Here is a 24200-nt window from a genome sequence, read left to right on the forward strand (position 1 = left end):
TGTTGCCCGCGCTCGCGGGCAGGGAGACTGGTCAGATCATGACGAACAGCAGGAAGCGTCACACCCCGGAGCAGGTCGTCCGTAAGCTCGGGTAGGCCGACAGGATGCTCACCGATGGTCAGGACGTCGCGGCGGTGTGCCGGGAGCTGGGGGTGTCCGAGCAGACGTACTACCGGTGGCGGAACCAGTACGGCGGCCTCAAGGCCGACGACGCAAAGCGCCTGAAGGAGCTGGAGAAGCAGAACGCGACCCTGAAGCGTCTGCTCGCGGAAGCGGAGCTGGAGAAGGCCGCGCTCAAGGAGCTGGCTGAGGGAAACTTCTAAGCCCGGACAGGCGCCGCACCGCCGTCGATCACCTCAGGCGCAAGTTGCGGGTGAGCGAACGGATGGCGTGCGCCCATCCGGCAGCCACGACCTCGGGTATCAGGACGTGACGGGCGCCTCGACGCTGCGTGACAAAATGGCCGGGTGCTGTACACCGACCATTTTCCGCCCGTCATCCCCGAGCCCCTCCGCGGCGTGCTGACCACCCGCCTGCCCATCGATTCCGACGTCGACGCCGTGGCGCGACTCGTCGAGGCGGACAAGCGCCGCTGCAACCCGGCGGCGACCGTGGGCCGGGAGGGGCTGCGCTCGCGGCTCGTCGGCCCCCGCTCCTGGTCACGCCGCCAGGTCGTGGTGGTCGCGGCGAACGCAGACGGCAGCCCGGCGGAGGGCGCCGACCCCGTGGGCTGGGTGGCGCTGGAGGATCGTGCTGCCGGCCGCGTGAACCTGGTGTGGGTCCTGCCCGAGACGCTCCCGCATCGCGATGCGCTCGCCGCGTCGCTGAGCGCGTGGGCCGACGCTGTGGCCGGCGCCTTCGCCCGCCACCGCAAGGTCGACGCCTCAGTGATCAACGACGGCTGCAATGCCCTCGATGAGGACCGCAAACGGCTCATGACGAAGGCCGGCTACATGAAGGTCCGCACCTGGCTGGACATGGAGCGGCCGGTCACCGCCGAGGAGGCGACCACCACGCCGGGGCCGCGCGACGGCGTGAGCCTCGATGTTTCATGGGGCTGGTGAGCGGGGTGGGTCGGCGTCGTTGCCGGTGTTGAGCTGCTGATTGTGGCATTCGGGTATGACAGATCGTCGCAGTGTCCGTTGCGGGCGGTCGGGTTCCACTCCCGAGAAGAGGAGCTGCTGGTCGGTGGGGCGGGTGGTCTCGCCGGGTTAGGTCTGTGCGACGGTGGTGCGGAGCCGGTTGACGCCGGTCAGGACCCTCACGGCTTCGGGTGCATGTTCGGCGAGGTGGAGGAGGTTGTGCCGGGCGCGGCGCACGAGGGTCGCGGGGATCTCGAACAACCGCGCGCGGAGCCGTTTGGGCTCCCACTTCCGCGCATCATGGCCGGTCAGCGCGATGGTCTGCATCCAGGCGACGAGCTCGCTGGCGATCTGGACGATCTGGCACCAGACCTGGTTCTGCGCGAAGCCCTGCAACGGGAACTTCTCAAGGCCCATGTCCTTGGCGTTACGGATCCGGTCCTCGCAGCGCGCCCGGCGACGGTGCCGCAGCTCCAAGACCGGGAGCTGGCCGCGCGGGGAGTTGGTCGCGAACGCGGTGATGCGCATCCCCTCGTGATCGGTGATCCGCAGCTGCGCCCCAGGATGAGGACGTTCCTTCCGCACGATCACCCGCATCCCGGCAGGCCACCCGGACAGGTCCAGCAGCCCGGTGAGCTCCGCCACCCACGCCCCCTCGCGGATCCCCTCGTCCTCGCTGTCGTAGGCGGGAGTCCACGCCTCCGCCTCATCGATATGTTCCAGCAGGTCAGGGGTGCTTGCGGGGAGGGTGAACCCCACTGAGTAGGCTAGACGCTGCCGCTGGAGCCAGGCCAGGAAGTCCTTGGTGCCGCCGGCTCCGTCGGTGCGGATCAGGATCTTCTTCGACCCCCGCCCGCCCCGGGCCAGCAGGGCTGGTGGGAGCTGCGCGAGAGCCTGCCGGGTGACGGTGATGTGATCAGCGGCGGTGTTCGAGCCGGCGTTGCCGGGGCGCAGCTGGATCGCCAGTGGTTCCCCGGTCCCTTCGCTGCCGTGGTCCAGGAACGCGCACAACGGGTGATAGCCGAAGCCGCGTTTGAACGTCGGTGCGGCCTGCTCCTTCTCACTGTGGACGTTGATCAGGGTGGCATCGAGGTCGACGACCAGCGGGTTCTTCGCACTGACCCCCGCAGCCGGGGAATGGTCTCCGGCCAGTGCCCAGGCCCGTTCCCGCGCGGCGCGACGGGCTTTCGAGATCGCCTCGATCACGGCGGGCGCGTCCTGGGCGAGGGTGGTGAGCGTGCGGGAGATCGTTGGGGCCGAGGCGACATCACCGAACAGGCCCGGCTCGCAACGCAGCAGATCAGTATCCGAAGCATGCTCGCCGCCGATCGCGAGAGTGAGTGCGAGATCCAGCAGGACCTTCGCCGCGTGGTGCTCGGCCAGCGGTTTCGTCCACGGACCCAGCGCCTCACGCAGCGAAGGAGCCAGGCCGGTGGCGTGGATCGTGCCGGTCAGCAGCACCGCGCCCGCATGCGAGAGGGCCGGGACCTCAGCGATGTCCACGCGCGGACGGGGGTAGAAGAACAAGGTAGGGTGGGACACCTGAAAGGTGCTCCTTCCAGCGGATCAATACGAGTCTCAACACCCCGTATCATCCCAGGCCAGGAGCACCTTTCGCCATTCATTCCGCCGGTCGAGACCACACCCCCGTGAAATCTCGAGGTTAGGTAGCCGAGCGAGGAGTGCCGGCGGTGGTGGTTGTACTCGTCCTTCCAGTCGCCGATGATGACCTGTGCGTGCAGCAGCGAGTAGAAGCTGTTGATGTTGAGGCACTCGTCGCGGATCCGGCTGTTGAACGACTCGACGTACCCGTTGCGCCACGGCGAGCCCGGAGGGATGTAGGACAGGCCGGTGCGGGTGCCAGCCCAGTCGGCCATCGCCTCGCTGATGAACTCCGGCCCGTTGTCCGACCTGAGCACCGCCGGGGCGCCCCGGGCGGCGACGAGGTCCTCGAGGTGGGCGGTGAGTCGCTCGGCGGTAATCGAGCGCTCCACGAGGCCGCCGATGCACTCCCGGGTGTGTTCGTCGACGATCGAGCAGATCTTGATCAATCGTCCGTGCTCGTCGGCGTCGAACTGGAAGTCCACCGCCCACACCACGTTCGGCGCGTCCGCCGTCGGCGCGTCGACGGTCGAGGACCCGACGCGCTTGCGTCGACGCCGCTGCGGGACCCGGAGCCCTTCGTCACGCCACAGGCGTTGGATCTTCTTGTGGTTCACCACCCACCCTCGGCGCGGGCGTCGTGATACGCCCGCCGATACCCGTAGCGGGGATGGTCCTTCGCCCAGGCGCGCAGCCACTCCCTGAGCGCCCGATCCGGGTCCGTGACCGTGTCGCCCTTGAGCGGTCGCCGGTACGCGCAGCGGCTCAGCCCGACCAGACGGCACGCCATCCGTTCGCTCACCCGCAACTTGCGCTTGAGGTGATCGACGGCGGCGCGGCGCCTGTCCGGGCTTAGAAGTTTCCCTCAGCCAGCTCCTTGAGCGCGGCCTTCTCCAGCTCCGCTTCCGCGAGCAGACGCTTCAACGTGGCGTTCTGCTTCTCCAGCTCCTTCAGGCGCTTTGCGTCGTCGGCCTTGAGGTCGTCGTACTGGTTCCGCCACCGGTAGTACGTCTGCTCGGACACCCCCAGCTCCCGGCACACCGCCGCGACGTCCTGACCATCGGTGAGCATCCTGTCGGCCTGCCCGAGCTTACGGACGACCTGCTCGGGGGTGTGACGCTTCCTGCTGTTCGTCATGATCTGACCAGTCTCCCTGCCCGCGACCGCGGGCAACAGGACGACTCTCATAACGACTGGACCTACGAAACGGGGTCAGCCCAGGTGGTGCTGGCGTCGGGCGTCGCCCATGAGCTGCGCACCACGGTGACTCCGGTGGTGATCGCTCAGCTCCCGGCTGTGCTGCGCCTCGTCAGGGAGTCCGGCGGGGAGCACCTGGTGCTCCAGCGGGCGCGGAACGATGGGACGGACGCCGCCTTCGCTGCGACGCTGCCTCCGGACTGGCCGGCACGTTTCGACCATGCCGCAGCATGGGCGACGGAGGTGGGCTCGCGGCTCGACCTGGAGGTGCGCGTCCGCGATGCGTGAGAGGCGGCCTGGGGAACGGGGGTGACCAGCGGTCCCGGATGCGGGGCGGCCTGCCGATCACCCCCGGGCACACCAACGTGTGCCGCCGGCCGTGGAGCCCCGGGCTGTCCGGGTGGGGCGGGGGGCTCAGCGCCGTGGTGAACGTTCCCGCCGACATCGCCTTCCCCGTGGGGGAGATGAAACTCGAACACGCCGCGATGATCGAGCCCCTGTCGGGCCGGTGTGATCCCGGTGATCCACCAGCTCGTGACCACCCTGCGTCCGGGCGGTCACCTGGAGATCGTGGCGATCCCGTCGAAGCCGCTGGATCTCGAGGTGATGCAGGAGCTGCAGTACAACGACATCACGGTGAAGGGCTCGTACTTCTACACCCCGAGGACTACCGCGAGAGCATCGACCTGGTGAACTCGGGGCGAGTGGACCTGGAGCCGTACATCTGCGCGAAGATCCAGCCCGATGAGGTGGTGGAGAAGGGTTTCGGGATCCTGACCGACCGCGGGAACTCCGCGGTGAAGATCCTGGTGGCGCCGCAGCGCTGAGTGAGCCACCAGCAGGGCGCCGCGGACTCTCCGGGGAGAGCGCGGCGCCCTGACGGCTCACGCCTCGACGCTCACTTCTGAGTGGCACCGCGGGACGCGAAGGACTCTGCAGCCTCCAGCAGGCCCCAGTAGAGGACGCCGCCCACCGGAAAGACGACCCACGCCCGGTCGAAGGCATCCAGACCCAGCCCCACCAGCAGGAACACTGCGACGATCAGGGGCCACCACGCAGCGAGGACGGTGCGCAACCAGGCGGGGGTGTTCGCTTCGGCGAGTTCGCGCGAGTGCTCGAGGTCCAGCAGATCACCCGCCGCCCGGCGCTGGCCGTTGGCGCGGATGGACAGGAACAGGCCCAGGGCCACGAGAGCGAGCGTGAGGGCGGCGCCCCCCAGTACCAGCGGGTCGGACCCGGAGAATGCTGCCGTTAGGACAGGCACGGCCGACAGGACGTACAGCACGACCGGCAACGGCCCGGCCCCCGGGTGAGTGTCCAGGATCGACTGCGCGTATCCCTGGGTCTCAGGGGAGGGGCGTCGGCGGCCCTCGAGGATGTCGGGGAAATCGGCCACGCGCCGATCCCTGTGCATGCCGATCCCCACCCCGAGGGCCACGATCAGGAGGACACCCAGAACTCCGAGCAGAGCCGCGGTGTCGGCGGAGACACCTCGGTCGGACGAGGTGGCGGAGGCCATCAGCAGCAGCAAAGGCACGGGGCACAGCACCAGGAGCGCGGTGGACAGGGCGGTGAGGGGCTGCGCTGCCGTGACGGCGGCGACATAGTCACGGGCTCGGTCCACGTCGAGTTCCGGTCGTCTGTCCACGGTGACGAGGGGCGGGGAGGCGAGGTGGCTCTGACCTCCCGGGTGGGTGTCGGCCTGCGCCGGAAGGGCTCCGCTCGAGGCCTCGTCGGGGGCGGTCGATCCGGGCTGGGCGGCGACGAGGTCCGGAGAGATGCCGAGGGTGGTCGCGACATCCTCCAGACTCCCGAAATCTCCGATCACGCGACCGACAGCCTGCGACTCGGAGAGTCCTTGGCTGCGCAGATCGTCGTACTGGTCCTCCATCATCTGGCGCAGCTCTTCGCGGGCGGCGTCCAGGCGGGCCGTGCGGGGGTAGGGGGCGAACAGTGTGTCGAGATACGAGTCGATGACGTGCATGGCGGTCCTTCCGGGACGAGACGCGGTCAGGAGGCGAAGTGGTCGACGAGCTCGCGGGTGCGGGCCCATTCCTCACGGCGGGCCGCGAGCGTGCCCCGACCCTGAGGGGTCAACGCGTAGTAGGTGCGGGGTTTACCGCTCTCGGACGGCTGGTCGAAGGAGGCGAGGTCACCCGATTGCTCCAGTCGCTTGAGGGCGGTGTAGAGGGTGGTCTGCTTCATCTCATAGCGGCCGGCAGCTCGCTCCGTGATGGTGCGGGCCAGGGCGTAGGCATACGACGGTTCGGCGTCAAGGATGGCGAGGACGATCAGGTCAATGTGCCCGCGGATCGCGTCGGCACCGATCACACCGGCGTCAGTCATGGGGCATCACCTGCGAGGGAGGGGTCGAGGGGCGGTGAAGAACATCCACATAAGGGCAACGTACTACGGCACACGTAGTACGGCAAGCGCAGTGTCCTATCGAGGTGCGGCATTCCCACTAGACTTGCGCGGAGCCCGACGGAGCGCCGCCCTCTGCCGCCCCGCCCCTGGAGATCAGCCGTGCCTTCGTCGTCCGTTCCGCGCTCCGCGTCCGACTGCTCTGCATCCGGCGGCTCCGCCTCCGGCGGTCTCGTCTCCCCCACGCCCGATGCCGAGGCGCTGCGGCCCGAGCATCACCCGCGCCACCTGCGGCCCGCCGACGAGGCGCCGTGGCGCGAGCCCCGCTTGGACGAGCCGCCCACGGCGACCGGGCCGATGCACCTGCCGACCCTCACCGGGCCGCTGCCGGTCGTCGAGGACCACGTCGAGCAGCGTGTGCGGGTGACGGCGCTGATGATTGCGGTGCTCACGACCATCTCCGCCATCGGCCCGCTCGCCACGGACATGTACATCCCGGCGTTCCCGCAGGTGGCGCAGGATTTCGCCGCCACACCGGCGCGGATCCAGCTGACCCTCACCGCGTTCTTCCTCGGTGCGGCGGGCGGGCAGGTCGTCGCCGGGCCGCTGTCCGACCGCCTCGGTCGACGCGTGCCGCTGCTCATCGGTCTCGTCCTCACGCTGGCCGGGTCCGTCGGCTGCGCCCTCGCCGGCAGTGCCGACATGATGCTCCTCATGCGCGTGCTGCAGGGGGTCGGCGGTGGCTTCGGGATGGTCCTCGCCCGCGCGGTCCTCATCGACCTCGCCCACGGCCCGGAGCTGTTCCGGATCCTCAACATCATGCAGGGCATCGGCGGGGTCGCCCCGATCATCGCACCGCTGCTCGGCGGTCTGATCCTCGCGATCGCCCCGTGGCACACCGTGTTCTGGGTGATCGCCGGGATGACCCTCATCTCCACCCTCGGGGTGTTGCTGGTGATCCCCGAGTCCCTGCCCGTGGATCGGCGGCACACCGGCGGCTTCCGTCAGTTCCTGCGTAACGTCGGGGCGCTGCTGCGCCGCCGGCGCTTCACCGCGTACCTGCTGGTGAACGCATTCTCGGCCTTCGCCCTGATGAGCTACGTCTCCGCCTCCACCTTCGTGGTGCAGGACATGCTCGGCTACGGTCCGACGATCTACGCGCTGATGTTCGCGCTGAACTCCACCGGCATGATGTCGATGGCGTTCCTCTCGGCCCGCCTGGTCCGCACCCACCACCCCCGCCAGCTGATCCGCGTGGGCCTGGGCATGGTGGCGCTCGCCGGTGGCGCGCTGCTCACCGCTTCGCTCCTGGGCACCCCTCCCGCCTGGGTGGTGTTGCCGGCGTTCTTCGTGCTGGTCACCGCGCAGGGCCTGATCTTCGGCAACGGCGGAGCCCTGGCAGCCCAGCAGGCCGTCGACATGGCCGGGACCGGCTCCGCACTGCTGGGGCTCGGGTTCTCCTTCGCCGCCTCGTCGGCGGCGCCGCTGGTGGGGCTGGCGGGCAGTGCCTCCACTCTGCCGATGTCCCTCACGATCGTCGCCGGCGTGGCGCTGAGCACCCTCATGTTCGTGCTGGCCGGCCGGGAGGACCGCCCAGGACGGGGGGCGCCGACCGCAGACGGCGCCCCGGCCTGAGCGCACCGGGCGGGTCCTCGAGGGAACCGTCACGAAGCCCGTCGGGCGCTCTGTCCGGCGGACCGCCGGGGGCCGCCTCACATCACCCAGGCACCGTGAACACCCGGGGAGTACGGTGCGCCGCATGAGCACTCAGCGCACCGTTGTGTACATCGGCGGCCGCGGCCACGTCGCGAAGCTCGCCACTCCCAAGCTCGTCGCCGCCGGGCACACCGTCACCTCCGTGATCCGGCGGCCGGAGCAGGCCGACGAGGTCACCGCCCTCGGCGCCACCGCCCTCGTCCAGGACATCACCGCCCTCGATCGCGCCGGATGGGAGGAGCTCCTCGCCCCCGCCGACGTGGTGGTCTGGGGCGCCGGCAACGGCGGCCGCGGCGGCCCCGAGATCACCCAGGCCGTGGACCGCGACGCCGCCCTGCAGATGATCGACGCCCTCGAGGCGCTGGGGGAGCGGGCCCCACGGCTGCTGATGATCTCCTACCGCAACGCCACCCGGAACACCGCGCCCGACGACGGCGGCACCTGGCACGCCTACGTCGAGGCGAAGAAGGCCGTGGACCTGCGCCTCGGCCGCAGCTCCGTGCCGCATCTGATCCTCGGCCCGGGGATGCTCACCGACGAGCCTGCGCGCGGAGTGCGGGTGGTGCCCGACGACGACAGCGAGCAGCCGGAGGCGCACACCTCCCGCGAGCTCGTCGCCGACGTCCTCACCGAGATGGTCGGCCGCGACCACCTGCCCGCCGGGCCGCTGGCGTTCCTCGACGGCGACGATCCGGTCAGCGGCATCTGAGCCCCCGATCGCGGGCGAGGCGTCGGCGCCACCCCGGGACGGGGTGGGCACCGACGCCTCGAGGGGCGCTCGACGCCCCCGGGCTGTGACCGAGGACGGTGTGCGGGGGCTGCGGCGCGCTGGTGTCAGGCGGTCGCGGAGGCGCGGGCACGACGCCGCGGAAGCTGCACCGCCGCGACGACGAGACCGAGCACGATGCCGACCAGCGACACCGGCACGGACGGATAGACCATCAGGATGCCGGCGGCGATGAGCACCGCCCGCTCCCAGGTCCGCAGCGGAGCCAGCAGGAACCCGGCCAGGCCCGCCGCGATGGCGATCATGCCCAGCACCACGGTGACCAGTGCGGGGATGAGGTCGGAGACCGGCCCTTCCAGCAGCATCGCGGGCTCCAGCACGACGACGAACGGGATCAGGAAGCCGGCGACGGCGAGCCGCAGTGCGGTCACCCCGGCCCGCAGCGGATTCGCCCCCGCGATCCCCGCCCCCGCGTACGCGGCGAGGCAGACCGGCGGCGTGATGTCCGCGAGGATGCCGAAGAAGAACACGAACATGTGCGCCGCGATCAACGGGATGTCGAAGCCGTTGACCAGGATCGGCGCCGCCACCGTGGCCGTGACCACGTAGTTCGCCGTGGTCGGCAGACCCATGCCCAGGACCAGGCAGACGATCATCGTCATCAGCAGGACCAGGAAGAAGTTTCCCCCGGAGATGTCGAGGATCAATCGGCCGGCCCGGCCGCCCAGGCCGGTGCTCGTGACGGTCCCGGCCACGATCCCGGCCGTGGCACAGGCGGCGATCACCGGGAGGGCCGTGCGGGCGCCGGCCTCGAGGGTCTCGAGGATCCCGCGCACGCCCAGGCGGGTGGAGGCCCGCAGGAACGACAGGGCGAAGGCCACGCCGATGCTCCACAGGGCGGCACGTGCCGGGGAGAAGCCCGACAGCATCATCCACACGATCACGATGAGGGGCAGCAGCAGGTCCAGGCGCGTCACCAGGGAACGCCACGGCGGCAGCTGCGCCACGGGAAGGCCGTGGATGCCGCTGCGCTTGGCCTCGAAGTGGATCGAGATGAAGGCGCCGAAGAAGTAGAGCACGGCCGGGATGATCGCGATCACGATGATCTGGCTGTACGGGATGCCGGTGTACTCGGCCATGATGAACGCGGCCGCGCCCATGATCGGGGGCATGAGCTGCCCGCCGGTCGACGCGGTCGCCTCCGTCGCCGCCGCCACGTGGGGGCGGAAGCCGGTCCGCTTCATGATGGGGATCGTGAAGGATCCGGAGGCGACGGTGTTCGCCACCGAGGACCCGGAGATCATCCCCTGCAGCCCGCTGGCCAGGACGGCCGCCTTGGCCGGTCCGCCCGTGAAACGACCCGTCGCGCGGAACGCCAGGTCGTTGAAGAAGGCACCGATGTTCGTGTGCAGCAGCACTACCGCGAACAGCAGGAACAGGAAGATGAAGGTGGAGGACACCTGGATCGGCGTGCCGAAGATGCCCGAGCGGGCGGTGAAGTAGGTGCCGGTGACGAATCGACCCCAGCTCATCCCGTACCCCAGCACCGAATAGGCGATCGCCAAGGACGCGATGATGACGATGGGCAGGCCCACGCAGCGCCTGGTCGCCTCCAGGACCAGGAGGATGCCGAGGGTCGCGACGATGTAGTCGAAGGTGGAGTAGCCCAGGATCTGCACCATGTTGCTGCTGAGGTAGCTGTACTCCACGACGATGTAGAGGTTCGTCGCCAGCGCCAGAACCGCCAGCAGCAGGTCGTACCACGGCACCCCGCGCCGATCCGGGCGGATCCGCTTCGAGGCGGGATACAGCAGGAAGATCAGCGAGGTGGCACCCGCCAGGTGAATGGCCCCCTGGATCAGGGAGGGTCGGGCCCCGAAGAGGCCGGTGTACAGATGGAACAGAGTCAGGGCGATGGACAGACTGCCCACCACCCAGGCCCACACCCCGAGGTTCGTGCGGAATCGGCTGCCGGAGTCATGCTCCCGCAGGACGGCGTCGACATCGTCCGTCCCCGCGCCGTCCTGCGCGTCGCGCAGCGAGACCGGGGAGTCCCCGGCCCGGGACGACGCGACCGGGGTGCCGGCGGCGGGTGGGGTCGGATCGGGGCGGTACGACCCGCCGCCGGGCTCCTGCGACTCGGCGGCGGACCGGCGGTCAGCGTCCGTCATGTCAGATCAGACCCTGCTCCTGGTAGTACTGCTCCGCCCCCGGATGCAGCGGGACATCCCCGCGCCCGGAGAGTGCGTAGTCGGTGGAGATGAGCTTGCCCTGGGGGAGGGTGATCTCTCCGGCGTGCTCGAAGATGGCCTTGGTGATCTCGTACCCGACCTCCGGGCTCACCTGGTTCATCGAGGCCACGAGAGCGGCGGCGACGGAGAGGGTGATGACCGGTTCCGTGACGAAGTCGTAGGCGCTGGCCTCGATGGTGTACGGCTCGTACGGTGTGGAGCCGGAGATCTCGTCAGCCTTCGCCTGGGTCATGCCGATCAGGCGCACCTCGTTGGTGGCCGCGAGATCACCGAGCGAGCCGGTCGGGGTGCCCACCACGAAGATGGAGGCGTCGATGTTGCCGTCTCGCAGCAGGTCCAGCGAGGTGGAGAAGTCCTGCTCGAACGGCTCGTAGCCCCCGTCCTCGATCCCGTGGGCCGCGAGGATGGCGTCGGAGGCGGCGCGGGTGCCGGAGCCGATGTCACCCACGGCGATGCGCTTACCCGCGAGATCCTCCACCGTGGAGATGCCGGAGTCGGCGAGGGTGACGATGTGGGCGGCCTCGGGGTACAGGGCGGCGATCCAGCCGAGGTTGGAGACCTGCGCCCCCTCGAAGTCACCCTCACCCTTGACCGCCGCGTTCGCCGTGTCGGACTGGGAGATGCCCAGCTGCCACTCGCCCTGGAAGATCTGCCCGATGTTCTCGACCGAGGCGCCGGAGTCGGTGTAGTTGACCGTGATGCCCTCGATGTTGTCCTGGAAGATCGTCGAGTACTCACCGCCGAGCGGGTAGTACACGCCGCCGGTGCCGCCGGTGCCGAACGTGAGGTCGGTGCGGAAGTCCTCGCCCCCGGCTGCACCACCCGCGTCGGAGCCGCCTCCACCGGTGGCGCCGGAGCCACCCCGCGAGCACGCGGAGAGGATTCCCGCCGCGACGAGCGGGCTGGTCAGAAGAATGGAACGTCGCCGGATGGTCATGATGTCTCCCTTGGTCGTGGTCACAGGGGTGTGGTCAATCTAGCCGGGACGCCTCGCGCAGGACGGGACGATCAGGAGGTCGTGACCGATCCGAGACCCAGGGCCCGTCGGTAGACTCGCGCCCATCCGAACCACCCGACGAGCGAGCGAGGCAGCGGTGAACGACCACCTGAAGACCACGGTCCAGGCCATCAACTGGAACCGGATCGTCGACCCCAAGGACGATGAGGTCTGGGACCGTCTGACCGGCAACTTCTGGCTCCCGGAGAAGGTCCCCGTCTCCAACGACATCCAGTCCTGGAGCCGTCTGACCGAGTTCGAGCAGACCCTCACGATGCGAGTGTTCACGGGCCTGACGCTGCTGGACACCGTGCAGGGCACCGTCGGCGCGATCTCCCTGATCCCCGACGCCATCACTCCGCACGAGGAGGCGGTGTACACCAACATCGCCTTCATGGAGTCGGTGCACGCCAAGAGCTACTCCAACATCTTCTCCACCCTCAGCTCGACCAAGCAGATCGACGAGGCCTTCCGCTGGAGCGAGTACAACGAGCCGCTGCAGAAGAAGGCGAAGATCGTCATGAGCTACTACAAGGGTGACGATCCCGAGAAGCGGAAGGTGGCCTCCACCCTGCTGGAGTCCTTCCTCTTCTACTCCGGCTTCTACCTGCCGATGTACTGGTCCAGCCACGGCGAGCTCACCAACACCGCCGACATGATCCGCCTGATCATCCGCGACGAGGCAGTCCACGGCTACTACATCGGCTACAAGTATCAGAAGGCCCTCGAGAAGGCCTCCCCGGAGCGGCGCCAGGAGCTCAAGGACTACACGATGTCCCTGCTGCTGGACCTGTACGACAACGAGGAGGAGTACACCGAGGATCTCTACGACCCGGTCGGCTGGACCGAGGACGTGAAGACCTTCCTGCGGTACAACGCCAACAAGGCGCTGATGAACCTCGGCTACGAGCCGATGTTCCCCCCGGAGTCCACCGAGGTGAACCCGGCCATCCTCGCGTCGCTGTCGCCGAACGCCGACGAGAACCACGACTTCTTCTCCGGCTCCGGATCCAGCTACGTGATCGGCAAGGCCGTCGAGACCGAGGACGAGGACTGGGATTTCTGAGCCTCCCGGCGTCCACCCCGCTGTGACCAGGGCCCGGACCCGGGCCACCCGGTGCGGGTCCGGGCCCTGGTGTATCCGGCCGTCTCACCAGCCGTCGCGAACTTGACATTCGTGATGCGGATCACCCGATTGCGCGCCGGGTGTGTCGATCAAGCTGTGGGCGTAACGCTGTGACCTGCGGTTTCGCTGCGAAAAATCAGGTTACGTCGACCTGTTGGTCAAGATCGGGGCCAATGGTCCCGCCAGGGCCCATGATGGTGATGTCCCTGCGGGAGATCCCCGCACCCCTTTCCTGAAGGAGCTCCTCTCATGGGCATTCTCTGGGCCATCATCTCCTGGATCATCATCGGCGGCCTCATCGGCCTGATCGCCCGCGCGATCATGCCGGGCAACCAGAACATGGGCTTCCTGCCCACCGTCATCCTCGGCATCATCGGCGCCATCGTCGGCGGCTTCCTCGGAGGCCTGTTCGGTGGCAACGGCGTGTCCGGCATCATGAGCAACCCGTGGAGCATCGGCACCATCCTGCTCGCCGTCATCGGCGCGCTGATCGTGATGGCGATCTACTTCTTCGCCACCCGCCGCTCCCACTGAGTCCGGTCGCTGCGCTGAGCGCAGCACCGTGAGTCATCGCGCGAACGCGCCGTCCCCCCGGGGCGGCGCGTTCGTCATGTCCGGGGCGGGTCCGTCGATGCCCGGACGCCGGCCGGCACGTCGAGGGTGACGGCGCCGATGCGTGAGAGAGTGAGCCGCCCGCTGCTGGCGGTCGCGAGGTCCGCCGCCACCTGGTCCACGGCGGACGGCGGCATCACCGCCCGCAGCCGGACCTGTGTGGCGCCGTATTCGGTGGGCTCCACCATGCCCTCGACGGGGGCGAGGAGCGTGCGCAGCTGATGCTCGGCAGCGCCGGCCTCGGCGGGATCGACGTCGAGGGTGACCCGTTCCCAGCTGACACGGCGGAGCATCGGGGTGGAGTCCAGTGCCGCCTGGACGGCGCCGGAGTAGGCCCTCTGCAGCCCACCGGTCCCCAGCTTCACGCCGCCGAAATAGCGGGTGACCACGGCCAGTGCATCGGTCATGCCGGCGGTGAGCAGCACCTGCAACATCGGCATGCCGGCGGTGCCGGCGGGCTCACCGTCATCATTGCTGCGCTGCACCGGTGCGCCGTGCTCATCGGCCTCCACCACGAGGGCGGTGCAGGTGTGGCGGGCGTGGGGGTGGGCGGCGCGCACCGTCCGGATGATCTCGGCCGCCTGTTCGACGTCATGGACCGGGTGGATCTGGGCGAGGAACCGCGACTTGCGATCCACCAGCTCGGCCTCGGCGACGGCGGCGGGGACGAGCAGCTCGGGCATGCTCGCGAGTCTAGACGGGGCGGGCATGGGGCGGTCATCCACAATCCGGGAGGGGGGCTCGCGGAGAAGAGTGGGCACTGCCTACGGTGCGAGACATCCCGTCCCGCTCGTCCCAGGAGGACACCGCATGTCCCAGCAGGTTCCCCCCGCCCCGCCCGCCACCGGCCCCGCCGCCACCATGGCCGCCGGGCCGACCGGAGGGGCCTCGGCGCATCCGACCGCCCCGGCGGCCCGTCCCGGGCGCAGTCTGCGTCGATGGGGGATCGGACTGCTGATCCCCGGTGTCCTCCTGTCACTCCTCGGTCTCGGGATGCTGATCTTCGCGTTCGTCAACGTCGCCGGGATGACCCGGGGCGCGGCGAACGCCATCCATGAGCTGCCCGGGGGGCAGGGGGTCATCACTCTCGATCAGGGCGAGACGATTCAGCTCTACGGGATCGAAGGGGATCCGACGCCGCGCTGCACGATCGTCGGCCCCCCGGGCGCGGAGATGCAGGAGGGCATGATGTTCACCAGCTCGCGTGGTGTCGACGGGCGCTCCTGGGTGTCGTTCACGCCGATCCTGACGGCATCCGCGTCCGGCGAGTACGTCGTCGAGTGTGATGCGGAGGGCCCCGTCGCTGTGGCCCCTCCGATCAGTGCCGCCGGACTCTTCGGCTCCATCGGCGGGTTCTTCCTGGGGGGAGGGTCCCTCGGGTTGGGACTGGTGCTCGGCCTGGCCGGGTTGGTGCTCGCGATCATGGGGTGGCGACGCGGCCGAGCCATGTGACCAGAGGGGCGCCCGCGCCGATAGACTCAGAGCTCCGCGCCGCGCTCCGCTGATAGGTGAGTCCTGACGGGTGCGCGCCGGACAGGGCCTCTAGCTCAGTTGGTAGAGCATCGGACTTTTAATCCGCGGGTCGTGGGTTCGAGCCCCACGGGGCCCACTGGTCAGACCGGAGAGCCGTCGCGTGGTCGGCGGTGCATCCCTGCCCCTGTCCTCCGGGGGTGACTCGGCACTCTGTGGGAGACTGGGCGGGGTCGAGAGCTGCCCGTGGTGGGTCGACGCGTCAGACCGCGTCGCGGCGACGCTCCCCCTCCACCTCGTACTCCTCCCCGGAGAACAGGTCACGGATCTCGGCGGGCTGGTCCTGGTCGGCCACGGCATCGAACTCCTCCGGGGCCACGGTCTTGAGCATGGCTGCGAGCGCCATGGAATCCATGCTGACGGCGACGTTCTCCCCGGTGGTGCTCTCCACACCCACCACCACCCGGTTGTCGTCGTGGGTGACCGTCAGGGCGTCGCCGTCGACGTCGGTGTAATGGGCGCGATCCATGAGGACCTCCGGGGGTGACGGGGGTGGCGCCGACACGTCGGCAGGCAGGGTGTCGGGCTGCGCCGGTGTCCCGCACCCCTCGCGATCGGTACGAAAGGTGGGGGCCCGGGCGTGCGCCTACGACGAAAGGAGGATGTCGGCGGGGGGTTTCCGTGAATACCGCCGAGTCTCCGGGGGTGTCGCCAGGAGCTGGTCGACCCCCCACTGTCCGGTTCGCCGACAGTGATCTCGCAGGGGGGGCCTGTTCATCTGCTGGCCACCAGACGTCGACCTCTCGGTAACCACGTGGTCGGGGTGGGCCGGGAGGCCTGCGGGGATCCAGCGACCGGGGGCATCCTGTGATGGATGCGACGACCGCACCCGCCCGGAAGGAACCGCCGTGAGCACGACCCCCACGATCGACCTCAACAGTGACATCGGCGAATCCTTCGGGCGCTGGACCCTCGGTGACGACGCGCAGATTCTCCGCGCCGTCAGCAGCGGAAGCATCGCCTGCGGGTTCCACGCCGGAGACCCCTCCCACATGCTCGCCACGCTCCGAGCCGCCCGGGAGAGCAGGACCACCATCGGTGCCCACGTCGCCTATCGGGATCTGGCGGGGTTCGGCCGCCGCTTCCTCGACGTCGACCCCGCCGAGCTCATGGCCGACGTCCTCTACCAGCTCTCCGCGCTGGACGGCATGGCCCGCACCCTCGGCCTGCGCGTCGCCTATGTGAAACCCCACGGCGCCCTGTATCACGCGATGGACCATCACCCGGGGCAGGCCTCGGCGGTGCTGGATGCCCTCGAGGCCTACGACCCCGCGTTGCCCCTGCTGCTTCTGCCCGGTTCCGCGGCCGCGGAGGAGGCGCGCCACCGTGGTCTCCGTGTGGTGGGGGAGGCCTTCGCCGACCGCGCCTACACCCCCGACGGCGACCTCGTGCCGCGCCGAGATCCCGGTGCTGTGATCCGCGACCCCGAAGCGGTGGCCGCCCGGGTGCTGCGTCTGGCCCGCACCGGGGAGATCGAGGCGATCGACGGGACCGTCCTGCGCCTCGACGTCGCCAGCGTCTGCCTCCACGGTGACACCCCCGGGGCCGTGGAGATCGCCCGCACAGTCCGAGCGACCCTCGATGACGCGGGGGTGCAGGTGGCGAGCTTCGCATGACGGGGACGGGGCAACGGCCGCGCCTGCTTCACGCCGGGCAGCGGGCGCTGCTTCTGGAGTTCGACGCGCTCGAGCCGGTCATGGCCTGGCACGCGGATCTCCGACGGTGCCCCGTGCCCGGCCAGCTCGATCTGGTGCCCGCCGCCCGCACACTGCTCGTCCAGCTGCGCGACGACGACGATCTCGCGACCGCACGCCACGCCCTGCGTACCCGGCCCGCACCACCCGCCGACCGGGCCCTGCCCACCCGCACCCATGAGCTCCCGGTCGTCTACGACGGTGAGGACCTCGAGACGGTCGCAGCCCTCACCGGTCTCGGATCCCCCGACGCGGTGATCCGCGCCCACACCGGGACCATCTGGCGTGCCGCCTTCACTGGATTCGCCCCCGGCTTCACCTACCTCACCGGCGGTGATCCCCGCCTCCACGTGCCCCGTCTGGACAGCCCACGCACCGCAGTCCCCGCCGGAGCGGTGGGCCTGGCCGGGGAGTTCAGCGGGATCTACCCGCGCAGCTCGCCGGGAGGCTGGCGCCTGATCGGCCGCACCGACGAGCCGCTGTGGGACGAGCAGCGGGAACCGCCGGCTCTGATCACGCCGGGGGACGCGGTCCGTTTCCGACCCGCGCGGGAGCGCCTGCTCACCGTCCCGCGCTTCCCCACTGCCCGGGACCAGGGTGAGGATCTGCGGCGCACGGCACGCCCGGGTACCTCGGTGGCCCCGGAAGACGTCCCTCGCGCGGCCCTGGAGGTGCTCCGCCCGGGCCTTCTCACCCTCATCGAAGACCTCGGCCGCCCCGGACGGGCGGCCCTCGGAGTCGGTCCCTCGGGGGCTGCCGACCCGGTCGCCGCCCGCACCGCGAACCGGGCCGTCGGCAATGCCGCCGACGCCGCCGTGCTGGAGATCATCCCCGGCCCCGCGGTGCTGCGTGCCCACAGGCCCGTGGTCCTCGCTCTCACCGGTGCTCCGGCCCCGGCGCGCATCCATGCTGCCGCACAGGGACCGACCCCGGGCCGCGTCCGGACCGTCACCCCGGGTGTGCCGGTCGCCCTCGACGACGGGGACGAACTGCATCTGGACGCGCCGCCGCGCGGCCTGCGCACCGTCCTCGCGGTGCGGGGCGGTGTCGATGTGCCGCCGGTGCTCGGGTCCCGCTCACGCGACACCCTCGCCGGTCTCGGCCCGGAGCCGTGTCGCGCCGGCACGATCCTCCCGGTGGGGTGTGCCACCACCGGGGCGGTCACCGTGCCTGAACCCGCCGATCCAGAGGCGGCCGGCTCCGATACCGCTGAGCCGTCTCTCCCCGCACCCGGTGACACGGTGACGCTGCGCGTGCTGCCGGGGCCGCGGGCCGACTGGATCAACGGCGGTCTCGCGGCGCTCACCGACCAGCCCTGGACCATCTCCCCCCGCAGTGACCGGATCGGCGTGCGTCTCGAGGGTGCCCGCCCGTTGCACCGCTCCACAGGTGCCGACCGGGAGCTGCCGAGCGAGGGCATGGTGGCGGGGGCGATCCAGGTGCCACCGGACGGTCAGCCCGTCGTGTTCGCGGTCGACCGTCCTCTGACCGGCGGCTACCCGGTCGTCGGGGTGATCGCTGCCGAGGATCTGCCTCTGCTCGCCCAGTGTCCGCCGGGGTCGGTCGTGGATCTGCGCCCGGTACTCTGACAGGACGACAGGGCCCTGCCCGCGCCGTGTCCCGACCGGTGGCAGGGCAAGGCGGGGACGGGCGCGACGGAGCGGGGGAGAGCGGATGAAGTCACCAGAGCAGATGACAGGGCTGCCCGACCCCACCTATGTCGCGATCGTCGAGGCCTTCCGCCGTTTCACCCGGGAGAGCGGGCGCAAGGTGTCCGTCGGGGATCTCGCCAAGGCCGCCGGCACCAGCCGCGCCTCCGTCTACGCCCGGTTCCCCAAGGGCAACGAGGACGTCGCGGGAGCACTGCAGGAGATGGTGCTGCGCGGTGTCGAGGAGCGTATGCAGGCGGAGCTCGCGGGCGTGGACCTCACCGCCCTGCCCCCGCAGGCCCTTGCGCGGCGGGCGATCCATGTGGTGCTCAGCGCCGTCGCGGAGCAGCAGCCGTTCATGCGGGAGTCCCTCGAGTGGCGGCTGCCGGTGCGCGTGCATGAGCGGGCCACCCGCCAGCTCGCCACCTGGCTGCTGCCGATCTTCGACCTCATCGGGGATGAGGTGCCCGACGTCGTCGAGCGGCCCGTGCTGGCGACGTTCCTCGCCGCCGGTGCCGCCGAACTGCTCATCCAGTGGATCCTCTCCGCCGACACCGGGGGGCAGGTGCCGTTCGAGGAGTTCGAGCGCTCCGTCTACCAGGTGATGCCGACGTGGCTGGTGGGGGAGGAACCCCAGGCCGCCTGAGATCCCTCTCAGCCCTGGTCGTCGTCACGCAGCAGGGTGCGCCGCAGGAACTCCTCGGTGTGGGTCCAGGCGGCACGGCTCGCCTCGGCATGGTGGAACGGCGGCAGCGGGTTGTCGAAAGCATGCCCCGCACCGTCAAACAGCTCGAACTCCACCTGCGGGCGACTGCCGGAGGCCGTGACCGCATCCCGGATGCGCTCTACCTCCGGCAGGGGGATGAAGTCGTCGGCGGTGCCGAACACGTGCAGGCTCGGCACCGTCACGTGGTCGGCCAGATCGGTCAGCTGCGGCAGGGCGGAGCCGTAGAACGACACCAGCACCGCGGGCGCCCGGCCCGCCCGGGCGGCGTCGGCGGTCACCTGGTAGGCGAGTCCGCCGCCGTAACAGAACCCCATCAGGCCCACCCGTTGCGGGTCGACGCCGTCGAGGGTCCGCAGGTGGTCGAGAGCGGCCAGGGCGTCCGCGGTGGCCTGCTCCCACGGAAGGGCCTGCATCGCCGCCATCCCCTCGGCCAGCAACTGATCGGGGTCGTCATGCTCGTCGGTCGCGTCGATCGGCGGGGTCAACCGGGCGTACAGCTGCGGGGCCAGTACTACAGCGCCGAGGTCTGCGAGGTCCGCTGCCCGCTGCCGGATGTACGCCGACAGGCCGAAGATCTCCTGCAGCAGTACGATGCCGGGGCGCCCGCCGGCGGGGGCGGGGCCGTCGGGTCGCCACAGCAGGGCGGGCAGTGCCTGCGGAGAACCGGTGGGGATCTGGACGCGCTCGGGCGTCACGGGAGAGGTCATGCCTCGAGCGTACGGGGCGCGGGCCCCAGTGTGAGCCGGGGCGGCCCGCCCGGCCCGGCCCGCCCGGCCCGGGGAGACTCTGCGGTCAGTCCTGCGTGCCGCCCGCGTCGGCCCCCACGTACCGGCGCAGGTGCTCTCCGGTGAGGGTGGCGCGCTGCGGATCCGCGGCCGCGTCCACCAGCTCGCGGGGGCTACCGGTGAACACGATGGTGCCGCCGTCCTGCCCGGCGCCGGGCCCGAGGTCGATGAGGTGGTCGGCGTGGGCCATGACCGCCTGGTGGTGTTCGATCACCACCACCGTCCGGCCCGTGTCGACCAGGGTGTCCAGCAGCTGCAGCAGGTGGTCGACATCCGCCAGGTGCAGGCCGGAGGTCGGCTCGTCCAGCACCAGCACGCCGCCCTTCTCCGCCATGTGCACGGCGAGTTTCAGGCGCTGGCGCTCCCCACCGGAGAGCGTGGTCAGCGGCTGCCCGATGGTGAGGTATCCGAGGCCCACCTGCTCCAGGCGGGCGAGGATCCGGGCGGCGGCCGGGACCTTCGCCTCGGCCTGCACCTCGGCCTCTCGTTCGTCCCCGTCTCCGGTGCTCTCCCCGCGGAAGAACGTGGCCGCCTGCGCCACCGGCATCTTCAACACCTCCGCGATGGTGCGGCCGCCCAGGCGGTACTCGAGCACGGAGGCCTGGAACCGGCGGCCCTCACACTCCTCACACGGGGTCGACACCGTCTCCATGTACCCCAGCTCGGTGTACACCACGCCCGCGCCCTTGCACACCGGGCAGGCGCCCTCGGAGTTGGGGGAGAACAGGGCGGGTTTGACCCCGTTGGCTTTGGCGAAGGCCTTGCGCACCGGCTCCAGCATCCCGGTGTACGTGGCCGGGTTGGGGCGGCGCGAGCCACGGATCGGGCTCTGGTCCACCAGCACCACCTGCTGCCCGGCAGCCTCGGCGGCGCCGGGCAGGAACCCGTGGATCAGGCTCGACTTCCCGGAACCCGCGACTCCGGTGACGACCGTGAGCACTCCGAGGGGGACATCCACGTCCACGTCCCGCAGGTTGTGCTCCCTCGCCCCGCGGATCGCGAGCGTGCCACGGGGCTCACGCACCGTGTCCTTCAGGGACGCCCGATGGTCGAGGTGTCGGCCGGTGAGGGTGTCGGAGGCCCGCAGCCCCACCACATCCCCCTCGTACTGCACCAGGCCGCCGTCCACGCCGGCGCCGGGCCCCAGGTCGATGACATGGTCGGCGATCGCGATGGTCTCCGGTTTGTGCTCCACCACCAGCACCGTGTTGCCCTTGTCCCGCAGCTCCCGCAGCAGCGTGTTCATGCGGGCGATGTCGTGCGGATGCAATCCCACCGTGGGTTCGTCGAACACATAGGTGACGTCGGTGAGGGCGCTGCCGAGGTGCCGGAGCATCTTCACCCGTTGCGACTCGCCGCCGGAGAGGGTGCCGGAGGGGCGGTCCAGGGTCAGATACCCCAGGCCGAGGCGGACGAAGGAATCCAGCAGGGCGTCGAGGGTGGTCAGCAGCGGGGCGGCGCGGCGCCCCGCGGGTGTGGTGCGCAGATCGCGGATCCAGGCGGCGAGATCGGTGATCGGCAGGGCGCAGGCGTCGGCGATGGAGACCCCGTCGATCCAGGACTCGCGGGCGTGCCGCGCCAGCCGGGTGCCCTCGCACTCCGGGCAGGTGATGAAGGTGACGGCCCGTTCCACGAACGCCCGGATGTGCGGTTGCAGGGAGTCGACGTCCTTGGAGAGCATCGACTTCTGCAGCTTCGGGACCAGCCCCTCATAGGTCATGTTGACCCCGTCGATCTTCACCTTCGTCGGTTCCCTGTACAGGAAGTCGTGCCGCTGCCGGGCGGTGAAATCCCGGATGGGCCGGTCGGCGGGGACGAACCCGGACTTCGCGATGATCGTCACCATCCAGCCGTCGGCGGTGTACCCGGGGATGGTGAACGGCCCCTCGTCCAGGCTCTTGCTGTCGTCGTACAACTGGGTGAGGTCGATATCGGTGACGGAACCCATGCCTTCGCAGCGCGGGCACATGCCGCCCACCCGCGAGAACGTGGTCTTCTCCGCGATGGTGCGGTCCCCGCGCTGCACGGTCATGGCACCCGCCGCCTGCACGGACGGCACGTTGAAGGAGTACGCGCCGGGGCCCCCGGCGGAGGGCTCGGCGAGCTTCGAGAACAGGGTGCGCAGATGGGCCGTCGCGTCGGTGACGGTGCCGACGGTCGAGCGGGCGTTGGCCCCGAGACGTTCCTGGTCGACGACGATCGCGGGGGTGAGACCCTCCAGCCGGTCGACATCCGGGCGTGCCAGCGACGGCATGAAGCCCTGCACGAAGGACGAGTAGGTCCCGTTGATCATCCGCTGGCTCTCCGCGGCGATGGTGCCGAACACCAGCGAGCTCTTCCCCGACCCCGACACCCCCGTGAACACCGTCAGACGGCGCTTGGGGATCTCCACCGACACTTCCCGCAGCGAGTTCTCCCGCGCACCGACCACCCGGATCACATCGTGGGTGTCGGCGGGATGCGCGGCCGGGGAGGAGTGGGTCATGGCGAGGCTCCTGAGGGGTCGACGGATGACCCGTTGAGCCTAGCGGGGCGGGGTACCCGCAGCGGGCGCCGCCGCGGCGCGGAACGTGCACCGTCTGGGCGTCCCGGATGTCGCCTCCACCGCGTAGCCTGACCGGGTGACCCACGTCGACATCGCCCTCATCGGCTCCGGCTCCGCGAACTCCCTGCCCGGCCCGGAGTTCGCCGACCGCCGCATCGTCCAGATCGACCGCGGGGTGGGCCCCGATCGCGTGTTCGGCGGCACCTGCCTGAACCTCGGGTGCATCCCCACCAAGATGTTCGTCCACACCGCGGACCTCGCCCACGCCGCGCAGGACGGCCCCCGCTTCGGCGTGCGCACGCGGGCGGATGGCGCCGACTGGCCGGCGATCCGAGACCGCATCTTCGGTCGCATCGACCCGATCGCCGCCGGAGGTGAGGAGTACCGCCGCAGCCACCCGGACAACGACAACCTCACCCTGCTGCGCGGCACCGCCCGCCTGCTCTCACCCACCGAACTGGAGGTCACCACCACCGACGGCGGCGTCGAGCACATCACCGCCGACACCGTCGTGATCGGTGCCGGATCCCGGCCGCAGATCCCGGACATCCCCGGTCTCGCCGACGCCGACCCGCAGACCTCCGACACGATCATGCGCCGAGACACCCTGCCGCGCAGCGTGCTGATCCTCGGTTCCGGAGTGATCGCCGCCGAGTTCGCCCACGTGCTGTCCGCCCTCGGGGTGGAGGTGACGATCCTCGCCCGCTCCGATCGTCTGCTGCGACGTGCCGACGCCGACGTCTCCGCGCGCTTCACCGAGGTGACCGCGCAGCGGATGAGCGTGCGCACCGACGTGCAGGTGCGGTCCGTCGAGCGTCGCCCCGACGGCACCGTCCACCTCAGTGGCCACGACCGCACCGGCCCTCTGGAGCTGGAGGCCGAGGAGATCCTGGTCGCGGCCGGCCGCACCCCCAATACGGATCTGCTCGGCGCCCGCGAGGCGGGACTGGACCTCCATCCCGACGGGCGCCTCGTCGTCGACGCGTTCCAGCGGGCCCAGGCCGCGGGCCGCCCCCTCGGGACCACCTGGGCCTTCGGGGACGTGTCCGACCCCCACCAGCTCAAGCATGTGGCGAACCACCAGCTGCGGATCGTCCGCCACAACCTGCTGCACCCCGAGGAGCTGCGCCGCTCCGACACCATGCCGGTGCCCGCCGCGGTGTTCTCCCACCCGCAGGTGGCCACCGTCGGGCTCACCGAGGCGCAGGCCCGGGTCGCCGGTCGCGACGTGCGCGTCGCGGTGCAGGAGTACGCCGGGATCGCCTATGGATGGGCGCTGGAGGACACCACCGGCTTCGCGAAGCTCATCGCCGACGCCGACGGCACCCTGCTGGGCGCCCACATCATCGGCCATGAGGCCGCCACCCTCATCCAGCAGCTGGTGCAGGCCATGAGTACCGGGCAGCGGGTGCAGGACATCGCCCGCACCCAGTACTGGATCCACCCGGCCCTGCCGGAACTGCTGGAGAACGCGCTGCTGCAGCTCACGGACGCGCACGGCGGCTGATCAGACCCGCCACCGCGCGCACGGCGGCCGCCCGCTCGCCCACGGGACGAAAGATGCCCCGGCCGCCGCGGCCGGGGCACCTCCGAGG

22 protein-coding genes, 1 tRNA gene and 2 pseudogenes are annotated in these 24200 nt (G+C 70.4%); 15 read left to right on the forward strand and 10 right to left on the reverse strand.

Translation table 11 applies throughout. The annotated features are described in order from the left end of the window. Positions 1-38 precede the first annotated feature (38 nt). Positions 39-398 (forward strand): annotated as a pseudogene (locus tag JSY14_RS09570) (transposase); the annotation flags it as partial. A 69-nt stretch (positions 399-467) separates the two neighbouring features. After that, on the forward strand, positions 468-1064 hold the full coding sequence (locus JSY14_RS09575) for a hypothetical protein (RefSeq protein WP_259559709.1): 597 nt from the start codon (positions 468-470) through the stop codon (positions 1062-1064). A 147-nt stretch (positions 1065-1211) separates the two neighbouring features. Here the strand turns inward: JSY14_RS09575 and JSY14_RS09580 are convergent, their stop codons facing one another. Next, positions 1212-2624 carry an IS1380 family transposase gene (locus JSY14_RS09580; RefSeq protein WP_432803633.1) on the reverse strand — a complete coding sequence of 471 codons (1413 nt, stop codon included), beginning with the start codon at positions 2622-2624 and terminating at the stop codon, positions 1212-1214. Between the two features lie 122 nt (positions 2625-2746). Then, a pseudogene (locus tag JSY14_RS09585) lies at positions 2747-3821 on the reverse strand (IS3 family transposase); the annotation flags it as partial. 84 nt (positions 3822-3905) lie between these two features. Between JSY14_RS09585 and JSY14_RS09590 the strand changes: the two are divergent. The 3 genes from JSY14_RS09590 to JSY14_RS09600 all read left to right on the forward strand — a co-directional run bounded on the left by JSY14_RS09590 (position 3906) and on the right by JSY14_RS09600 (position 4708). After that, positions 3906-4169, forward strand: coding sequence for a hypothetical protein (locus JSY14_RS09590; RefSeq protein WP_259558625.1), 264 nt, complete (start codon positions 3906-3908; stop codon positions 4167-4169). Between the two features lie 231 nt (positions 4170-4400). Then, positions 4401-4574, forward strand: coding sequence for a hypothetical protein (locus tag JSY14_RS09595; RefSeq protein WP_259558626.1), 174 nt, complete (start codon positions 4401-4403; stop codon positions 4572-4574). After that, entirely contained in the window at positions 4571-4708 is a 138-nt protein-coding gene (locus tag JSY14_RS09600; RefSeq protein ID WP_259558627.1) for a hypothetical protein, read from the forward strand. Before JSY14_RS09595 ends, JSY14_RS09600 begins: the two co-directional genes overlap by 4 nt. A 71-nt stretch (positions 4709-4779) precedes the next feature. On the opposite strand, the gene JSY14_RS09605 is transcribed toward JSY14_RS09600, so the two are convergent. Then, complete coding sequence (locus JSY14_RS09605; RefSeq protein ID WP_259558628.1) at positions 4780-5865, reverse strand: permease prefix domain 1-containing protein; 1086 nt, start codon at positions 5863-5865, stop codon at positions 4780-4782. Between the two features lie 26 nt (positions 5866-5891). Then, positions 5892-6227 (reverse strand): PadR family transcriptional regulator, encoded by a 336-nt coding sequence (locus JSY14_RS09610; protein ID WP_259558629.1) that lies wholly within the window; start codon positions 6225-6227, stop codon positions 5892-5894. Between the two features lie 180 nt (positions 6228-6407). On the opposite strand from JSY14_RS09610, the gene JSY14_RS09615 reads away from it, so the two are divergent. Together JSY14_RS09615 and JSY14_RS09620 are read left to right on the forward strand one after the other, a co-directional pair. Next, positions 6408-7880, forward strand: coding sequence for a multidrug effflux MFS transporter (locus tag JSY14_RS09615; RefSeq protein ID WP_259558630.1), 1473 nt, complete (start codon positions 6408-6410; stop codon positions 7878-7880). Positions 7881-8004: 124 nt separating this feature from the next. Further along, positions 8005-8670, forward strand: coding sequence for an NAD(P)H-binding protein (locus JSY14_RS09620; RefSeq protein WP_259558631.1), 666 nt, complete (start codon positions 8005-8007; stop codon positions 8668-8670). A 125-nt stretch (positions 8671-8795) separates the two neighbouring features. On the opposite strand, the gene JSY14_RS09625 is transcribed toward JSY14_RS09620, so the two are convergent. Next, positions 8796-10859: a TRAP transporter permease gene (locus JSY14_RS09625; protein WP_259558632.1), complete on the reverse strand. Its 2064-nt coding sequence runs from the start codon at positions 10857-10859 to the stop codon at positions 8796-8798. Position 10860: 1 nt separating this feature from the next. Continuing rightward, positions 10861-11877, reverse strand: a complete 1017-nt coding sequence (locus JSY14_RS09630; protein WP_259558634.1) for a TAXI family TRAP transporter solute-binding subunit — start codon at positions 11875-11877, stop codon at positions 10861-10863. Between the two features lie 157 nt (positions 11878-12034). On the opposite strand from JSY14_RS09630, the gene nrdF reads away from it, so the two are divergent. Further along, complete coding sequence (gene nrdF / locus JSY14_RS09635; protein WP_259558646.1) at positions 12035-13003, forward strand: class 1b ribonucleoside-diphosphate reductase subunit beta; 969 nt, start codon at positions 12035-12037, stop codon at positions 13001-13003. Positions 13004-13312: 309 nt separating this feature from the next. Beyond that, positions 13313-13597, forward strand: a complete 285-nt coding sequence (locus JSY14_RS09640) for a GlsB/YeaQ/YmgE family stress response membrane protein (RefSeq protein WP_259558648.1) — start codon at positions 13313-13315, stop codon at positions 13595-13597. Between the two features lie 74 nt (positions 13598-13671). On the opposite strand, the gene JSY14_RS09645 is transcribed toward JSY14_RS09640, so the two are convergent. Next, the gene (locus JSY14_RS09645) at positions 13672-14358 is read right to left on the reverse strand and encodes an IMPACT family protein (RefSeq protein WP_259558650.1); all 687 of its coding nucleotides are present in this window, start codon (positions 14356-14358) and stop codon (positions 13672-13674) included. A 127-nt stretch (positions 14359-14485) separates the two neighbouring features. On the opposite strand from JSY14_RS09645, the gene JSY14_RS09650 reads away from it, so the two are divergent. Beyond that, complete coding sequence (locus JSY14_RS09650) at positions 14486-15127, forward strand: hypothetical protein (protein ID WP_259558653.1); 642 nt, start codon at positions 14486-14488, stop codon at positions 15125-15127. A gap of 84 nt (positions 15128-15211) precedes the next feature. Next, positions 15212-15284 (forward strand) — tRNA-Lys (locus tag JSY14_RS09655). 123 nt (positions 15285-15407) lie between these two features. On the opposite strand, the gene JSY14_RS09660 is transcribed toward JSY14_RS09655, so the two are convergent. Continuing rightward, complete coding sequence (locus tag JSY14_RS09660; protein ID WP_259558655.1) at positions 15408-15674, reverse strand: hypothetical protein; 267 nt, start codon at positions 15672-15674, stop codon at positions 15408-15410. 379 nt (positions 15675-16053) lie between these two features. On the opposite strand from JSY14_RS09660, the gene JSY14_RS09665 reads away from it, so the two are divergent. From JSY14_RS09665 to JSY14_RS09675, 3 genes are all read left to right on the forward strand, one after another. Beyond that, a complete protein-coding gene (locus JSY14_RS09665; protein WP_259558657.1) occupies positions 16054-16821 on the forward strand; it encodes a LamB/YcsF family protein in 768 nt (255 codons plus the stop codon). Beyond that, positions 16818-18488 carry a 5-oxoprolinase subunit B/C family protein gene (locus JSY14_RS09670; protein ID WP_259558661.1) on the forward strand — a complete coding sequence of 557 codons (1671 nt, stop codon included), beginning with the start codon at positions 16818-16820 and terminating at the stop codon, positions 18486-18488. Before JSY14_RS09665 ends, JSY14_RS09670 begins: the two co-directional genes overlap by 4 nt. An 85-nt stretch (positions 18489-18573) precedes the next feature. Continuing rightward, complete coding sequence (locus JSY14_RS09675) at positions 18574-19194, forward strand: TetR/AcrR family transcriptional regulator (RefSeq protein WP_259558663.1); 621 nt, start codon at positions 18574-18576, stop codon at positions 19192-19194. Between the two features lie 8 nt (positions 19195-19202). Here JSY14_RS09675 and JSY14_RS09680 read toward each other — a convergent pair whose 3' ends face one another. Both JSY14_RS09680 and JSY14_RS09685 read right to left on the reverse strand, forming a co-directional pair. Next, the gene (locus tag JSY14_RS09680; protein WP_259558665.1) at positions 19203-19982 is read right to left on the reverse strand and encodes a dienelactone hydrolase family protein; all 780 of its coding nucleotides are present in this window, start codon (positions 19980-19982) and stop codon (positions 19203-19205) included. A gap of 85 nt (positions 19983-20067) precedes the next feature. Next, complete coding sequence (locus JSY14_RS09685; RefSeq protein ID WP_259558667.1) at positions 20068-22545, reverse strand: excinuclease ABC subunit UvrA; 2478 nt, start codon at positions 22543-22545, stop codon at positions 20068-20070. A gap of 136 nt (positions 22546-22681) precedes the next feature. Between JSY14_RS09685 and JSY14_RS09690 the strand changes: the two genes are divergently transcribed. Further along, positions 22682-24112, forward strand: coding sequence for a mycothione reductase (locus tag JSY14_RS09690; protein ID WP_259558669.1), 1431 nt, complete (start codon positions 22682-22684; stop codon positions 24110-24112). Positions 24113-24200 lie beyond the last annotated feature (88 nt).

Origin of the sequence: Brachybacterium sillae, from assembly GCF_025028335.1 — a bacterium.
In the GTDB taxonomy this organism is placed as follows: Bacteria; Actinomycetota; Actinomycetes; order Actinomycetales; family Dermabacteraceae; genus Brachybacterium; species Brachybacterium sillae.

Excerpts from the sequence above, each read along its gene's own strand:
- JSY14_RS09680 (WP_259558665.1), bottom strand. The coding sequence starts at position 19,982 with ATGACCTCTCCCGTGACGCCCGAGCGCGTCCAGATCCCCACCGGTTCT.
- JSY14_RS09660 (WP_259558655.1), bottom strand. The coding sequence starts at position 15,674 with ATGGATCGCGCCCATTACACCGACGTCGACGGCGACGCCCTGACGGTC.
- JSY14_RS09670 (WP_259558661.1), top strand. The coding sequence starts at position 16,818 with ATGACGGGGACGGGGCAACGGCCGCGCCTGCTTCACGCCGGGCAGCGG.
- JSY14_RS09610 (WP_259558629.1), bottom strand. The coding sequence starts at position 6,227 with ATGACTGACGCCGGTGTGATCGGTGCCGACGCGATCCGCGGGCACATT.
- JSY14_RS09650 (WP_259558653.1), top strand. The coding sequence starts at position 14,486 with ATGTCCCAGCAGGTTCCCCCCGCCCCGCCCGCCACCGGCCCCGCCGCC.
- JSY14_RS09675 (WP_259558663.1), top strand. The coding sequence starts at position 18,574 with ATGAAGTCACCAGAGCAGATGACAGGGCTGCCCGACCCCACCTATGTC.
- JSY14_RS09620 (WP_259558631.1), top strand. The coding sequence starts at position 8,005 with ATGAGCACTCAGCGCACCGTTGTGTACATCGGCGGCCGCGGCCACGTC.
- JSY14_RS09685 (WP_259558667.1), bottom strand. The coding sequence starts at position 22,545 with ATGACCCACTCCTCCCCGGCCGCGCATCCCGCCGACACCCACGATGTG.
- JSY14_RS09645 (WP_259558650.1), bottom strand. The coding sequence starts at position 14,358 with ATGCCCGAGCTGCTCGTCCCCGCCGCCGTCGCCGAGGCCGAGCTGGTG.
- JSY14_RS09605 (WP_259558628.1), bottom strand. The coding sequence starts at position 5,865 with ATGCACGTCATCGACTCGTATCTCGACACACTGTTCGCCCCCTACCCC.
- JSY14_RS09625 (WP_259558632.1), bottom strand. The coding sequence starts at position 10,859 with ATGACGGACGCTGACCGCCGGTCCGCCGCCGAGTCGCAGGAGCCCGGC.
- JSY14_RS09640 (WP_259558648.1), top strand. The coding sequence starts at position 13,313 with ATGGGCATTCTCTGGGCCATCATCTCCTGGATCATCATCGGCGGCCTC.
- JSY14_RS09630 (WP_259558634.1), bottom strand. The coding sequence starts at position 11,877 with ATGACCATCCGGCGACGTTCCATTCTTCTGACCAGCCCGCTCGTCGCG.